The organism is Ruegeria sp. BHSC043, assembly GCF_059612985.1.
In genome coordinates, this window is the sequence record NZ_JBXWRS010000009.1 from 38496 (window position 1) to 52880 (window position 14385).

Genomic DNA, 14385 nt, shown 5'->3' on the forward strand with positions numbered 1-14385 from the left:
CGTAAAAGAGCACACGGAGACAGGAATGCAAGCGCATCCGAACACGGTTGACCCGTCCGAGATCGCAAAATTCGAGGCCATGGCCGCCGAATGGTGGGACCCGCACGGGAAATTCAAACCTCTGCACATGCTGAATCCGTGCCGCCTGGACTATATCACACAGCAGATCGCGGGCGAATTCGACCGGGACCTGACGGCAGCGAAACCGTTCGAGGGCCTGCGCTTGCTGGATATCGGCTGCGGCGGCGGGCTGCTGAGCGAGCCGATGGCGCGGCTGGGCGCCGATGTCGTAGGCGCCGACGCGGCCGAGCGCAACCTGCCCGTGGCCCGAATCCATGCCGAACAATCCGGCCTGCAGATCGACTATCGCCACACCACCGCCGAGGCATTGGCCGACGCGGGCGAACAGTTCGACGTGGTCCTGAACATGGAGGTGGTCGAGCATGTGGCCGATCCGCTGGCCTATCTGACCGCCACGCAACAGCTGCTGAAACCCGGCGGGCTGGAAATCTGTTCCACCATCAACCGCAACCCGAAATCCTATGCGATGGCGATTTTCGGGGCCGAGGTCGTCATGCGCTGGCTGCCGCGCGGCACGCATGAATGGTCCAAGTTCATCACCCCGGGCGAGCTGTTCGATCTGCTGCGCCAGGCTGGTCTGGACCCGGTGGACCGCAAGGGGTTCGTGTTCAACCCGATCACCTGGAGCTGGTCGATCTCGGACCGGGATCTGAGCGTGAACTACGCCACCGCCAGCGTGAAGCCGGGCTGAGGCCTATTCCTCTTCCAGTTTCATGCGCAGGTCGCGCAGAACCGGCAGGGTCGCGCGCACACGCTCAAGGCCCAGCTCGCCCACAACCCGGTTGATCAGAGGTGCGATGGCCGAGATCGCCTGATCGCGCGCCCGTCGGCCTGCGGGGCTGATCGCCACCATCTTGCGGCGGGCATCGTCCCAATCGGGGCGGATGTGGATGTATCCGGCCCATTCCAGTTTGGCCAAGGTGTTGGTCATCGCCCCACGGGTCACATGGAATGTGCGGGCCAGTTGGGCAGGCGTCCGCTCGCCCCCCACGAACACCAGGTGGTTCAGCACCGAGAAATGCGAGATTTCCATTCCCTTGGGCAGAACCCGGCTCAGCCGGTTCCGCAGCAATTGGTCCGCAGTCAGGATCTCGCTGAACAGCGCGACCGCCAGGGCGTTGGTTTCGTCAGTCATTACCCGGCTCTGGATCAGGGCCCGTCGAACGGGCGAACATGTGTCAGGGACGGCACGCGCCGCCGTGCCTCTGTAACAGACCTATCATCCAGATCAAAAAAGTGAATGCCGGTCTGAGTGCCTGCGTCGATCAGCACCTCGCCCCAGGGCGAAACGACCATGCTATGCCCATGGGTATGGCGCGTTTTGCCTCGGGTTTTGGGGTGTTCCCCGGTCTGCGCGGGGGCAATGACCCAACAGCCGGTCTCGATGGCGCGGGCGCGCAGCAGCGGTTCCCAATGGGCCGCGCCGGTCACCGGAGAGAACGCCGCCGGAACCGTCAGGATCGTGGCCCCGCCCTGTGCCAGCGCGGCGTGCAGATGCGGGAACCGGATGTCATAGCAGATGGTCATGCCGACCTTGCCGAAGGCGGTCTCGGCGATCACCGCCCGCGACCCGGGGCGATAGCTGGCCGATTCGCGAAAGGTCTCAGTCTCGGTGACCTGCACGTCGAACATGTGGATCTTGTCATAGCGCGCCACGATCCCGCCCTGCGGGTCGATCATAAAGGACCGGTTGGCGAACCGCCCGTCGGCGTCATGTGTCTTCAGCCCCAGCGATCCGATCAGCAGCCATACGCCCAATTCCGCCGCCTGTTCGCGCAGGCCCGCCAGGGTGATGTCGTCTTCTTCGTGCTGCAGCACCTCGCGCTGGCGCGTTGCGCTGGTCGAGACGCAGTTGGTGACCTCGGGCGTCAGGATGAACCGCGCGCCCCGGTCCGCGGCCTCGGCCATCATGGCACGCACCATGTCCAGGTTCGCGGCCGGGTCGTCCGACGAGGTGATCTGCAGCAGGGCGGTTTTCATCAGGCGGCCAACAGCGGGTCCAGCTTGCCGGCCTGTTCGAGTTCGTACAGGTCGTCGCAGCCACCGACATGGGTGTCACCAATGAAGATCTGCGGCACCGTGCGCCGTCCGCCCGCCCGCTGGATCATCTCGGGCTTGCGTTTGGGGTTCATCAGAACGTCGATCTCCTCATAGGCGACGCCTTTCTGGTTCAGCAGCCGTTTGGCCGCGTGGCAAAAGCCGCACAGCGGCGAGGTATAGATGACAACCGGTTTCATGGTCCGTTCCCTTGGATTTCGCGCAATTTAGGGGGAATTAGGCATCCTTGGCAACGCGCGCCAGTACCAACACGGAAATATCATCCGCCCCGGCCACCCGGCAGGCGCGGGCGCAGGCCGCCAAGGTCGCGCCCGATGTCATCACGTCATCGACCAGCAGCACGTGGCGCCCCTTCAGGCGGTCCGCCCGCCTCGGATGCACGGTGATCGCATCGCGCAGCGTTTCGGCCCGCTCGGCGGCCGTTTTCCCTTCCAGCGCCGGGGTGCGCCGGCTGCGCAGCAGCAGGTCGGGGCAAACCGGCAGCCCGACCACCTTGCCCAGATGCTGCGCCAGCAGCGCCGACTGGTTGTACCGACGCTTCAACAGGCGCGACCAGTGCAGCGGCACCGGCGCAATCAGCATGTCCGACCGAAGCAGAGAGCGCCCGGCTTGTGCCATCCATTGCGCCGCGGGTCTGGCGAGTTCCGTCCGGTCGCCATGTTTCAGTGCCAAAACCAGCGCCCGCGCCTTGCTAGCGTAAAGCAGCGCGGCGCGCCCCTCGGACCAGGGCGGCGGCTGGCGCATGCAGTCATCACACTCGACCCGGAGGCCGTCGTCCTCGCCCGGCAACGGGACGCCGCAGCTGGCACAGACCATCCCCCCAATGAACGGCGTCTCGCGCCAGCATGGCCCACACAGCCCGAAATCCGACCCGGTCATCTCGCCGCAACCGATGCAGCGCGGTGGGTACACGACCTCGATCGCGGTTTGAATCCGCTGCCATATGCGATAATTGCGCCCTATGGACCCATCCGCAGCCATGACACCCTCATTGTTTGACCGATCCGCCCTGGCCGCGCATCGCGCCAGAGCCCGGGACGACGCCCTGTTCCTGCACCGCGCCGCCGTCGACGAGGTGCAGGATCGCCTTGCCGTGGTTAATAAAACCTTTACGGCGCCCGCGATCGTAACCCCTTTTGCCCAGGCATGGGCAGGCGTTCTGAACGGCACGCGAATCGTGCCTGATGACGAGGTGCTGGACCTGTCCTCGGGCGCGCATGATCTGGTGATCCACGCCATGGCTTTGCATTGGGCCAATGACCCGGTTGGACAGCTGATCCAATGCGCCCGCGCCCTGAAACCGGACGGGCTGTTGCTGGTGGTCTGTCTGGGCGGCGAGACGCTGCACGAATTGCGGGCAGCGCTGGGTCAGGCCGAGATTGAGGTGACCGGCGGGCTCAGCCCCCGTGTCGCGCCGATGGCAGAACTGCGCGACCTTGGTGCCCTGCTGCAACGCGCCGGGCTGGCCCTGCCCGTGGCCGACCGGGTGCCGCTGACGGCGACCTACCGCGACCTGTGGCACTTGATGGCCGACCTGCGCGCCATGGGCGAGGCCAACGCGATGACCGAACGGTTGAAATACCCCACGCGCCGGACCGTGTTTCAACGCGCACAGCAGATCTATGCCGAAAGCTTCACCGCCCCCGACGGGCGCCTGACGGCAACTTTCGAGCTGGTCTGCCTAACCGGCTGGGCACCGGATGCCAGCCAGCCCAAGCCGCTGCGGCCCGGTTCGGCCCAGGTCAGCCTCGCCCAAGCCTTAGGCACGAAAGAAGGCAAACTGTCCGATTGACCCCGCGGTCGATCCGATTAATTCAGGCACTTACGGAAAAACTCAGGAAAGCCACCATGTTCGATGCCATCCGCCCCGCGCACGCGCCCGCAGATCACCCCAAGATCAAGATGGGCCGTGTCGGCATCCTGCTGGCCAATCTCGGCACGCCGGACGATTACAGCTATTGGCCGATGCGCCGCTATCTGAACGAGTTCCTGTCCGACCGTCGGGTGATCGACTATCCGGCCTGGAAATGGCAGCCGATTCTGCAGGCGATCATCCTGACCAAACGTCCTTTCAGCTCGGGCGCGGCGTACAAATCGATCTGGAACCACGACAAGGGCGAAAGCCCGCTGATGACCATCACCAAGGACCAGACCGCCAAGCTGCGCGCGGCGATGCAGGACCGCTATGGTGACAAGGTCATGGTGGATTTCTGCATGCGCTACGGAAACCCCTCGACCAAGTCTAAGGTCCGCCAAATGGTGGCCGAGGGCTGCGACCGCATCCTGTTCTTCCCGCTCTATCCGCAATATGCGGGCGCCACGACCGCCACCGCGAACGACCAGTTCTTTCGCGCGCTGATGGAGGAGGCCTGGCAGCCCGCCAGCCGCACGGTGCCGGCCTATTTCGACGAGCCGGCCTATATCGACGCCCTGGCGCAGTCGGTCGAGCGCGCCTATGCGGCCATGGAGACCAAGCCGGACGTTCTGGTGTGTTCCTATCACGGCATGCCGGTACGCTATCTGATGCAGGGTGATCCGTACCACTGCCAGTGTGCCAAGACATCACGACTGCTGAAAGAGCGGCTAGGCTGGGCGGATGATCAACTGGTGACCACCTTCCAGTCACGATTCGGACCCGAGGAATGGCTGAAGCCCTACACCGTCGACCACGTCGCGGAACTGGCCCGGCAGGGCAAAAAGAACATCGCCGTCATTGCCCCGGCGTTTTCGTCGGACTGCATCGAAACGCTGGAAGAAATCAACGAGGAGATCCGCGAGAGCTTTGAAGAGGCAGGCGGCGAGACCTTCACCTATATCCCCTGCCTGAACGACGAGGACGCGCATATCGCGGCCTTGGGAAAAGTGATCGCGGACAACCTGAAAGGCTGGCTGGACTGAACCGGCCTCGGAAAACGCATGAAAAAAGGCGGTGGAAATCCACCGCCTTTCTTTTTTGTCGTTGTCCGCTGGACTTAGCTTGCGGCAACAGCTGCTGCGACGACGACCAGCAGGATCAGCGGCAGGATGATGCCCTGCGACGAGCCCTGGGTTTCTTCGACAACAACCGGTGCTTCCACAACCGGCTCTTCCAGGTTGCCGGCATATGCGGTCGAAGCGGCAGCGGTCAGAGCAGCAGCGAGAACGAGTTTCTTCATGTTAACCTCCAAAGTTTGCGTGGCCCCGGGATACTGGAGCCCCGCACCTATGACTTACCTCGTGGTTTTTTCTAAGCAGCAAAGCGTCGAGAATGCAATTGCAACTTGTGCCACCGGCGGCTTGGCGCGCGAAAATGTCGTCAAATTAGCAACACTTGCGTGCCGACCTTGGTCAAAGCGTACAATTCGGCGATATGTTCGTTGAACAGGCCGATGCACCCGTTCGACGACCGCCGCCCGATCTTGCGCGTGTCGTGGGTGCCGTGGATGCGGTAATATTTCCAGCTCAGATACAAAGCATGCGTTCCCAGCGGGTTGTCAGGTCCCGGCGGGATATAGTCGGGCCATTCCGGGTTTCTCTTCTTCATCGAAGGCGTCGGCGACCAACTGGGCCCCACAACCTTGCGGATGACGCTGGTACGGCCACGGCGGGTCAGTTCCTCGGTCAGCGGAACGGAGGACGGGTACAGCTTGTACACCGTTTGATCCTCGGACCAGTAGTGCAACGCGCGCGAAACCGTATCGACCAGAATCGCCCCGTTTCGGATGTTCGAGAAATAGGGCTGCCACTCCATGGCGCGAAACCCGGAAACATTGCGTCGGACCGGCGGTTCGGGTTCGGGCGCAGGGCGCAGTGGATCGCCGGGGATGAACTGCGCGATCGCCGGGCTGGCCAACAGGGACGTGCCCCCGGCCAGGAACCCGCGGCGCGAAGTCAGGTGAACGTTTTTCTTGGCCATGCCAAAAGGTCCTTTGATAATCAGTATTGAAATTCGCAGGCAGTTTATTGCCAGAATGCTTCAGTCGCAAATCAAACCGGCAGAAATACGCGAACATCGGCAATTGGGCCTTTGCGCAATGCGCGCGCGCAGGCTATCCCTTTTCGGAACAACGAACTGGGCCTATGATGACGCGTATCTTTTCCTTGCTGCTGATCTGCCTTGTCGCGCTTGCGGCATGTACTGAAACTTCGGGCACTTCGACGCTAGGGGCGGACGGACGACCGCTGCCCAAGGCCTACAAGATCCGCGGCAACCCCGAGAAGCTGCAGTTCCGCATGCTTGATTCTGTCAACGCGCTGCGCCAGGCCTCTGGCCTGCAGCCCGTTCAACTGAATGCTCAGCTGAACGCGGCCGCCGCAACCCACGCCAAGGACATGGCGCGCCAGAATCGCCCTTGGCACTTTGGGTCCGACGGGTCCTCGCCGCTGGACCGCGCGGTGCGCGTTGGCTATCTGGGGACGTTTCGCGGCGAGGCCATCTCGGAGACCTACGAGACCGAAACCGAGACCCTGGCCGCCTGGATGCAGGAGCCCGGCCCGCGGTCGGTCATAATGGATCCGAAGGCAACGCAGATGGGGTTTGCCTGGCACCAGGAAAAGGGCGGAAAGCTCTGGTGGGTTCTGGAAATGGGCACCGGCGGCTGACCTTGCCGCGCGCGGCCAGCCCACGAGGGCCACATCGCCACGTCAGCGGGATCAGGCCGCCTGCACCGATTGCGCAGTGGTCAAAATCGCATACAGCTTGACCGGATCAGGATTGGCCCGCAGCTTGCTGCAGACAGATGTGTCACGCAGCGTCCGTGAAACCAAGGCCAGCGCCTTGAGGTGCTCGACACCGGCATCCTCGGGGGCAAACAGGGCAAAGGCCAGATCCACAGGCTGCCGGTCGACTGAACCGAAGTCGATCGGCTTTTCCAGCATCACGAACACGCCCGCCACGGCGTCCAGGCCCGACAGACGGGCATGCGGCAGCGCCACTCCGTGTCCGACACCGGTCGGGCCGAGGCTCTCACGCTCGAGCAGATTATCGACCACGGTCTGAGCATCCAGCCCCAAGGCGCTGGCGGCGACTTCCCCGATTTCCTGAAACAGTCGCTTCTTGCTGGATGCGGCGGACAACACGCGCACCGCTTCGGGCTTCAATATGCTCGAAAGCTCCATTATCTTGCTCCACGACAATGCCCCCGCCGGTGCGGAGGCAGTGCCTTCATCCTTGCCTGTTACGGATCGATCCAGCCGATGTTTCCATCGTCGCGACGATATACGACATTCAATCCGTCCTTGTTTTCGTTCCGGAACACCAGCACCGGCGCGCCCGCGAGTTCCATCTGCATGACAGCCTCACCAACGCTGAGCGATGGGATCTTGGTTTCCATCTCGGCAACGATGATTGGCTGCAAGGAGTCGGGTTCCTGCTCCGGCTCCGAATCGTTCGAGGCGAGGATATAGGACGACGCCCCGAAGAGTTCAACCGGCTCGGACCGCTCGCGGTGGTGGTCCTTCAGGCGGCGCTTGTAGCGGCGCAACTGCTTCTCCATCTTGTCACAGCACGCCTCGAATGCCGCGTAGATCTCGGTGGCATGGGCCTTGGCCTGAGCCGTCAGGCCGGTGGACAGATGCACGGTGGTTTCACACACATATTCATGCGCTGAACGGGAAAAGACGACGTTGGCGTCCGTTGCGCGCTGGGCATATTTGCCCACAACCTCGCCCAGTTCGGTCTGCACGTGGGTCTGCAGGGCCGCACCGATGTCGATCTGTTTGCCGCTGATTTGGTAACGCATGTGATCTCCTTCACAATTCACACCCCTGTTTGCGCCGCATCATGCGGCAGGCTTGTTGTTATGGGGTGGGGGGTCGAGACGCTGTACGGGGTTGCCGATCATCGCGCCCTTCAACGAAGGGGGATCGAGATCCAGACTGAATCCACGCAAGCGCCATATCCCAATTCAGCCAACAGGCGGCAGCAGAGTCAATCAAAACACGAGCACAGATTCGAGAAAACTGTCGCGGAATCCCTCCGTCATCCGACAAGTTTATGAAATTCTGAAGTTTTCGCCCAAATAGACGCGGCGCACGTTCTCGTTCTCGACGACCTCGTCCGGGGTGCCCGACATCAGAACCTGCCCGTCATGCAGGATATAGGCGCGATCCACGATTTCCAGGGTTTCGCGTACGTTGTGGTCGGTGATCAGCACGCCGATTCCCCGCTTTTTCAAATCGGCCACAAGATGGCGGATGTCCCCTACGCTGATCGGGTCCACCCCCGCAAACGGTTCATCCAGCAGCAGATATTTCGGATCGGCCGCCAGGCAGCGGGCGATTTCGACCCGCCGCCGCTCGCCGCCCGACAAGGCCAGCGCCGGCGCCCGCCGAAGGTGCTCGATCGAAAAATCCGACAGCAGTTCCTCCAGCCGCTCCTTACGCCGATGCGCATGTTTGACCGAGATATCCAGAACCGCGGCGATGTTGTCCTCGACGCTGAGACCGCGGAAGATCGACATCTCCTGCGGCAGATAGCCGATTCCCATCCGCGCCCGCCGATACATCGGCAACGTTGTGACGTTCTGACCGTCCAGCGTCACCGAGCCAGCCTCGGGGAAGACCAGCCCGGCCACGGAATAGAAGGTCGTGGTCTTGCCCGAGCCATTCGGCCCCAGAAGCGCCACGACTTCGGACCGGTCCAGCGTCATCGACACATCCCGGATCACCGTCTTCTTGCGATAGGATTTCCGCAGCTTGTCGATCTTCAGCCCGGACGCCCCTTCAGCAACGGACAGTTTCGGCCCCGCCATCAATCACCGCCCGACTTGAGGATTGTCTTGACCCGGCCGGTCATGGTCGCGGTTCCGTCCGCCAGATTCGCGACCATCCGATCGCCGCTGATCGTACTGGGCCCCTGGCTGAGCAGAACGTTGCCTGTCATGACGACAACCCCGCTGTCGATCGTGTATTCCGCCCAATCCCCCTCGGCCGCATCCGGTGGGCTGACCAGCAGAACGTTGTCGGACGCCTCGAGGCGCTCGATCCCCGAGCGGTCCTCGTTGTAGATCACCAGAACCCGATCGGCCGACAGGCGCATCTGGCCCTGCACGACGACGACATTGCCCAGAAACTCGGCCGACCCGTCCTCCTGGTTGACCTTGAGCGTCTCCGACGTGACCTCGACCGGCAGGCTGGGATCTGCTGCGGCTGCCCCGAACGCCACTTGGGCTTCCTGGGCGCCCGCCGGGGCCGCCCCAAAGGCCAATGCGGCACACAAAGGAACTATTCGAAAATCAAACACGGGTTATCTTTCGGTCTTTTTCGGCTCGTATATCAGCTTCACGCCGTCTGTAAAAACAATATGGACGGGGCCGTCGGAATTTTCGGCACCGAAGGTCATCCGCCCGGCCGTGAAGTTGCCGATCGGCCCGGTCCCTGCAACCTGCCCTGGGGTGTCGCCTCGAATCTCGTCTAGCGAGGTGTTCAGAAGATCGGTCGTGACCCGGATACCATCGGTCGTGGTGATGACCACATCGTCGGAGAAGGTCGCCGTGCCCTTGTCGGGGCGGATCAGGCCGGTGTTGGAATCAAGGGTGATGACGCGGCCGCCGTTCAGGCCAAGCTGCCCCTTGAACTCGGCCGCCGTGGGCGCCTCGTCCGCGGTCCCGCGGCTGGCGCGGACGGCTTCCACCTGAATATCCTCGCCCTTGCGGGTGACGCCGCGATAAATTGGCTGCGTCACAAGCTGATTGTTCAGGCGTTCGTCGATATCCTGCTGCGAAAACGGAACCGCCACCTTTGTCTCGATGCTGCGCGACAGCAGAAACACCATCGACAGCAGCAGGATGGCCGCCAGCGGCAGCAGAACCTTGAGAAACTGCACCATGCGCGAATAGCGATCCATCCCGGCCCTCACTCAACCCAGCCCGACGCGCAGGCAGTCGTGGATGTGCAACAGCCCCTGCGCCCGGCGCGGCTGCTCCGGGTCCACTACAAACAACGAGGTGATCTTGCGCGCGTTCATGATCGCCACCGCCTCTTCGGCCAGCGCGTCGGGCGCGATGGTCGTGGGGTTGGCAGTCATGACCTGGGTCGCCGTGTTGTTCAGCAACCCGTCCATATGCCGGCGCAGGTCGCCGTCGGTGATGATGCCGACCAGGGTGCCCTCTGCATCGGTCACGCCGACCACGCCAAAGCCCTTCTGGCTGATCTCGATAAGCGCGTCGCTCATCGGGGTGTCGGCTGACACCAGCGGCAGTGCGTCGCCGCTATGCATCAGGTCGCGCACCGCGCTCAGCTGCGCACCCAGCTTGCCGCCGGGATGGAAGGCGCGGAAATCTTCGGGCTTGAAATCGCGGTATTTCATTAACGCGATCGCCAGCGCATCGCCCATAGCCAGTGTCAGCGTGGTCGAGATCGAGGGCACCATGCCGTATCCGCAGGCCTCGCCCAGCGCGGGGATCAGCAGATGCACGTCAGCCTGCTTCATCAGCGTACTGTCCAGCCGGCTGGACAGGCCGATCAGCGGAATCCCGAACCGCCGGGTAAAGGCCAGCAGGTTGGCCAGCTCGGGCGCCTCGCCGGAATTCGATATCGCCAGCACCACGTCATCCTTCGACACCATGCCCAAGTCGCCGTGGCTGGCCTCGGCCGGATGCACGAAATAGGCGGGCGTGCCGGTGCTGGCCAACGTGGCCGCGATCTTGTGCCCGATATGACCCGACTTGCCGATGCCGCTGACGATCAGCCGGCCTTTGGCCTGCAGGATCAGCCGCACCGCGTCGGCGAAACGGTCATCCAGCCCTTCGGCCAGAACCTCGAGCGCGCGGGCCTCGTCGGTGACGACCTGCCGGGCGGTTTTCAAAAAGGAGTCGGTATCGGTCATGAGTGCGCAAAAATGTCGGTTTCGGGCCAGCCCGCCAGATCCAGCCTGGCGCGCATCGGCAGGAAGTCGAAACAGGCCTGCGCCATCTCGGTCCGGCCCTCGCGTTCGAGCCGCGCATCCAGCGCCGCGCGCAGCTGGTGCAGGTACAGAACGTCCGAAGCGGCATAGTCCAGCTGCGCCCCGGTCAGGGTCTCGGCACCCCAGTCACTCATCTGCTGTTGTTTCGAAATGTCGATGCCCAGCAGCTCTTGGCACAGGTTCTTCAACCCGTGCCGGTCGGTATAGGTGCGCACCAGGCGGCTGGCGATCTTGGTGCAATAGACCGGCGCCGCCAGCGCGCCGAAAGCGTGGTACAGCGCGGCGATGTCAAAGCGGCCGAAGTGGAACAGTTTCAGCACCTCGGGGTTTTCCAGCATGGCGCACAGGTTCGGGGCCTCGGTCTGACCCTTTTCCACCTGCACGATGTGGCTGTGGCCGTCGCCGCCCGACATCTGGATCACGCACAGACGGTCGCGATGCGGGTTCAGGCCCATGGTTTCGCAATCGATGGCCACGACGGGGCCCAGGTCCAGCCCGTCGGGCAGGTCGTTCTTGTAAAGGTAGTTCGCCACGAATGTTTCCTTTGCACGGTGGTGTCACGGAAATAGGGTGTTTGACCCGCAAACTCAACGCCATCCGCCCCATGGCGGTACTCGGGTGTCATTGCGGTTGAGGCATCTACGTCCGGCGCATAGGGTCGGGTCATGACTCAACCGTCCTGTGCCTCGTCTGAACAAACTACCGCCCGCCCGAGCGACGGTGGCCCCCACGACGCGCGCCGGGCCGTTTCAGGGTTTGCGCGGTGCTGAACATTCTGCGGAACCGGACGTACCGTCACCTTCTGGCCGCGCAGGTGGTGGCGCTGCTGGGCACCGGGCTGGCGACCGTGGCGCTGGGGTTGCTGGCCTATGATCTGGCCGGCGAGTCCGCCGCGATGGTGCTGGGCACGGCCCTGACCATCAAGATGATCGCCTATGTCACGATTGCACCCATCGCCGCGGCTTTTGCCGAAAGGCTGGACCGCCGCCGCATGCTGGTGACGCTGGACATGGTGCGGGCCGCGGTCGCGCTGTGCCTGCCTCTCGTGACCGAGGTCTGGCAGGTCTATGTGTTGATCTTCGTGCTGCAATCGGCCTCGGCCGGGTTCACGCCCGCGTTCCAGGCCACGATTCCCGATGTTCTGACCGACGAGCAGGATTACACCAAGGCCCTGTCGCTGTCGCGACTGGCCTATGATCTGGAGAACCTTGTCAGCCCGATGCTGGCAGCGCTGCTGCTGCTGGTCGTCAGCTTCGACAGCCTGTTCTGGGGAACGGCGCTGGGCTTTGCGGCCTCGGCCTTGCTGGTGGTCTCGGTGGTCCTGCCCTCGCCCACGCCCCGTCAGCCACGTGGGGTCTTTGACCGAACAACACGCGGTATTCGCATCTATCTGCGGACACCGCGCCTGCGTGGCCTTTTGGCGCTGAGCTGGACCGTCGCCGCCCTCAGCGCGATGGTTCTGGTCAATACCGTGGTGATCGTGCGCAGCGACCTGAGCCTGCAGGACAGCGCCGTGGCGATCGCCCTGGCCGGGTTTGGCGGCGGGTCGATGCTGGCGGCTTTCGTGCTCCCGGCGCTGCTGGAGCGTCTGCCGGATCGCCGCGTGATGCTGGCCGGCGCAACGCTGGCGACCGCGACCATGGCTACCGCTGCGCTGCTGTCCGCGGTGGTGCCGATGTCGCTGGCGATGCTGACCACGCTTTGGGCGCATGTGGGTTTCGGCTATTCCTGCACGCTGACCCCATCCGGGCGGTTGCTGACCCGATCCGCCCATCCCGAGGACCGCGCGGCCGTGTTCGCCGCCCAGTTCACCCTGTCACATGCCTGCTGGCTGGTTCTGTATCCGCTGTCGGGCTGGCTGATGACGCAACATGGGGCGACAGTGGCGATGGCCGCGCTGACCGTTATGGCCTTGGGCGGCCTGATGCTGGCCGCCTGGACCTGGCCCGCATTCCAGCCGCGGTCCATCGCGCATGACCACCCGGACCTGCCGGCCGATCACCCGCATCTGTCCGGGCCCGATCCGCATGCGCACCCAATTATCATCGACGACCTGCACCCCCGATATCCGCACAAACCTTGAGGGCGACCGCCCTCTTGCCGTAGACCCGAACCACTCGACCGACAGCCGAAAGCCCCATGGACCAGCTTGACCGCCGCATCATCGCCGCCCTACAGCACAACGCGCGCGCCTCGACCACGCAGATCGCGGCGCGTCTGGGCGTGGCCCGGACCACCGTGCACGAACGTATCCGTCGGATGGAGGAAACAGGCGTGATCGCGGGCTACTCGGTCCTGCTGGGCCGGACCGACGACACGCCCAGGGTGCAGGTCGTGGTGCTGCTCGAGGTGCAGCAGAAAGAGACATCGCGCATCATCAAGCGGCTGGAAGCCTATACCGAGGTCAAGCTGTGCCTGTCGATCAACGGCGAATTCGACCTGCTTCTGTCGGCCGAAGCCCCCCGGATCGAGGATCTCGACATCTTGGTGGACGAGCTGGCCAAGATCCCCGGCGTGCTGCGCACCAATACCAGCGTCGTGTTCGGTCGCAGGATCGACCGGAGCTGATCGGCGCTAACCCTCTGTAAACCGAAAGCTGGCTAGCTTGGCCCGGTCAGAAGAATCCCGGACCGGCAGAATGCCAGAACTCAAGATCGTTTTCCTCTCGCTGTGGGTGCAGGCCATGGTCGCCACGGTGGCCTTGGCCATACCGGACATGCGCACCGCCGACATCTGCGACCAAGCGGCCCGGCGTGCCGCCCGGGCCGAGGGTGTCCCGCTGGATGTCATGCAGGCCATCACACGGGTGGAAACCGGGCGCCGCGTCGATGGCAGCCTGCACCCCTGGCCCTGGACCGTGAACCTGGAAGGCAAGGGATACTGGTTCGGGTCCGAGGCCGAGGCTAAGGCCTATGTATTCGAGGTGTTCAAATCGGGCGCCCGCAGATTTGACGTCGGCTGTTTCCAGATCAACTACCGCTGGCACGGCAAGGCGTTCCGGTCGATCGACGCGATGTTCGACCCCGATCAAAATGCTGCCTATGCGGCGCAGTTCCTGAAACGGCTTCACGCCGAACATGGCGACTGGTCGGGTGCTGTTGGCGCCTATCACTCGCGCACGCCCGAGCATGCCCGCAGATATGTCACCCGGTTCCAGACGGTTCTGGCCGCGCTGTCCGACGCGCCCGAACCGGTCGCCCGTCAGGCCGTCGACCCGTTCCACCGCTCCGCGCTGCCGTTGATCCCGCTCGGCCCCTCCCCCGCCAAGGTCGACCGCCCCGCCCTGGGATCACTTGTTCCGGTATCCGGGACCGCAGTGGCCTTCATCACGTTCGATCAGGAGTGACGCGTGCCGAAACTTG

Annotated in this window: 20 protein-coding genes; 7 read left to right on the forward strand and 13 right to left on the reverse strand. The window is 63.6% G+C overall.

Annotation, left to right across the window (positions count from 1 at the left end; all coding sequences use genetic code 11):
• The first annotated feature begins 25 nt into the window (after positions 1–25).
• Positions 26–772, forward strand: a complete 747-nt coding sequence (ubiG, locus tag AC2FMM_RS13545) for a bifunctional 2-polyprenyl-6-hydroxyphenol methylase/3-demethylubiquinol 3-O-methyltransferase UbiG (protein ID WP_496796842.1) — start codon at positions 26–28, stop codon at positions 770–772.
• 3 nt (positions 773–775) lie between these two features.
• On the opposite strand, the gene AC2FMM_RS13550 is transcribed toward ubiG, so the two are convergent.
• Genes AC2FMM_RS13550 through AC2FMM_RS13565 form a run of 4 tightly spaced genes read right to left on the reverse strand, consistent with a single transcriptional unit; the run spans position 776 to position 3120 of the window.
• Complete coding sequence (locus tag AC2FMM_RS13550) at positions 776–1216, reverse strand: MarR family winged helix-turn-helix transcriptional regulator (protein ID WP_093963629.1); 441 nt, start codon at positions 1214–1216, stop codon at positions 776–778.
• A 14-nt stretch (positions 1217–1230) separates the two neighbouring features.
• Positions 1231–2061, reverse strand: a complete 831-nt coding sequence (locus AC2FMM_RS13555; RefSeq protein ID WP_496712762.1) for a carbon-nitrogen hydrolase family protein — start codon at positions 2059–2061, stop codon at positions 1231–1233.
• Complete coding sequence (gene grxC, locus AC2FMM_RS13560; protein WP_005979317.1) at positions 2061–2318, reverse strand: glutaredoxin 3; 258 nt, start codon at positions 2316–2318, stop codon at positions 2061–2063. The genes AC2FMM_RS13555 and grxC overlap by 1 nt, the downstream gene beginning before the upstream one ends.
• Positions 2319–2355: 37 nt before the next feature.
• Positions 2356–3120 carry a double zinc ribbon domain-containing protein gene (locus AC2FMM_RS13565; protein WP_496796843.1) on the reverse strand — a complete coding sequence of 255 codons (765 nt, stop codon included), beginning with the start codon at positions 3118–3120 and terminating at the stop codon, positions 2356–2358.
• On the opposite strand from AC2FMM_RS13565, the gene AC2FMM_RS13570 reads away from it, so the two are divergent.
• Positions 3119–3931, forward strand: a complete 813-nt coding sequence (locus AC2FMM_RS13570; RefSeq protein ID WP_496741423.1) for a methyltransferase domain-containing protein — start codon at positions 3119–3121, stop codon at positions 3929–3931. The genes AC2FMM_RS13565 and AC2FMM_RS13570 overlap by 2 nt on opposite strands.
• A gap of 56 nt (positions 3932–3987) precedes the next feature.
• The gene (gene hemH, locus AC2FMM_RS13575) at positions 3988–5037 is read left to right on the forward strand and encodes a ferrochelatase (protein ID WP_496796844.1); all 1050 of its coding nucleotides are present in this window, start codon (positions 3988–3990) and stop codon (positions 5035–5037) included.
• A 74-nt stretch (positions 5038–5111) separates the two neighbouring features.
• On the opposite strand, the gene AC2FMM_RS13580 is transcribed toward hemH, so the two are convergent.
• Together AC2FMM_RS13580 and AC2FMM_RS13585 are read right to left on the reverse strand one after the other, a co-directional pair.
• Positions 5112–5294 carry a hypothetical protein gene (locus AC2FMM_RS13580; protein WP_010442520.1) on the reverse strand — a complete coding sequence of 61 codons (183 nt, stop codon included), beginning with the start codon at positions 5292–5294 and terminating at the stop codon, positions 5112–5114.
• 140 nt (positions 5295–5434) lie between these two features.
• Positions 5435–6034: a L,D-transpeptidase gene (locus tag AC2FMM_RS13585; RefSeq protein WP_496741421.1), complete on the reverse strand. Its 600-nt coding sequence runs from the start codon at positions 6032–6034 to the stop codon at positions 5435–5437.
• A gap of 167 nt (positions 6035–6201) precedes the next feature.
• On the opposite strand from AC2FMM_RS13585, the gene dalA reads away from it, so the two are divergent.
• Complete coding sequence (gene dalA / locus AC2FMM_RS13590) at positions 6202–6720, forward strand: divisome-associated lipoprotein DalA (RefSeq protein WP_496741419.1); 519 nt, start codon at positions 6202–6204, stop codon at positions 6718–6720.
• A 51-nt stretch (positions 6721–6771) separates the two neighbouring features.
• Here the strand turns inward: dalA and ptsN are convergent, their stop codons facing one another.
• From ptsN to AC2FMM_RS13625, 7 genes are all read right to left on the reverse strand, one after another.
• Complete coding sequence (gene ptsN / locus AC2FMM_RS13595) at positions 6772–7236, reverse strand: PTS IIA-like nitrogen regulatory protein PtsN (protein ID WP_496680476.1); 465 nt, start codon at positions 7234–7236, stop codon at positions 6772–6774.
• Between the two features lie 59 nt (positions 7237–7295).
• Positions 7296–7859: a ribosome hibernation-promoting factor, HPF/YfiA family gene (gene hpf, locus AC2FMM_RS13600; RefSeq protein ID WP_496680477.1), complete on the reverse strand. Its 564-nt coding sequence runs from the start codon at positions 7857–7859 to the stop codon at positions 7296–7298.
• A gap of 252 nt (positions 7860–8111) precedes the next feature.
• On the reverse strand, positions 8112–8870 hold the full coding sequence (lptB, locus tag AC2FMM_RS13605) for an LPS export ABC transporter ATP-binding protein (protein WP_496680478.1): 759 nt from the start codon (positions 8868–8870) through the stop codon (positions 8112–8114).
• Positions 8870–9283 (reverse strand): LptA/OstA family protein, encoded by a 414-nt coding sequence (locus AC2FMM_RS13610; RefSeq protein ID WP_496687524.1) that lies wholly within the window; start codon positions 9281–9283, stop codon positions 8870–8872. The genes lptB and AC2FMM_RS13610 overlap by 1 nt, the downstream gene beginning before the upstream one ends.
• 81 nt (positions 9284–9364) lie before the next feature.
• A complete protein-coding gene (gene lptC, locus AC2FMM_RS13615; RefSeq protein WP_496680480.1) occupies positions 9365–9964 on the reverse strand; it encodes an LPS export ABC transporter periplasmic protein LptC in 600 nt (199 codons plus the stop codon).
• Between the two features lie 12 nt (positions 9965–9976).
• Positions 9977–10945 (reverse strand): KpsF/GutQ family sugar-phosphate isomerase, encoded by a 969-nt coding sequence (locus AC2FMM_RS13620; RefSeq protein WP_496796845.1) that lies wholly within the window; start codon positions 10943–10945, stop codon positions 9977–9979.
• Positions 10942–11556 (reverse strand): ribonuclease D, encoded by a 615-nt coding sequence (locus tag AC2FMM_RS13625; RefSeq protein ID WP_496680484.1) that lies wholly within the window; start codon positions 11554–11556, stop codon positions 10942–10944. Before AC2FMM_RS13625 ends, AC2FMM_RS13620 begins: the two co-directional genes overlap by 4 nt.
• A gap of 230 nt (positions 11557–11786) precedes the next feature.
• On the opposite strand from AC2FMM_RS13625, the gene AC2FMM_RS13630 reads away from it, so the two are divergent.
• From AC2FMM_RS13630 to AC2FMM_RS13640, 3 genes are all read left to right on the forward strand, one after another.
• Complete coding sequence (locus AC2FMM_RS13630) at positions 11787–13106, forward strand: MFS transporter (RefSeq protein WP_496796846.1); 1320 nt, start codon at positions 11787–11789, stop codon at positions 13104–13106.
• Between the two features lie 56 nt (positions 13107–13162).
• Entirely contained in the window at positions 13163–13591 is a 429-nt protein-coding gene (locus AC2FMM_RS13635) for an Lrp/AsnC family transcriptional regulator (RefSeq protein ID WP_496796847.1), read from the forward strand.
• Positions 13592–13661: 70 nt separating this feature from the next.
• Complete coding sequence (locus AC2FMM_RS13640) at positions 13662–14369, forward strand: transglycosylase SLT domain-containing protein (RefSeq protein WP_496796848.1); 708 nt, start codon at positions 13662–13664, stop codon at positions 14367–14369.
• Positions 14370–14385 lie beyond the last annotated feature (16 nt).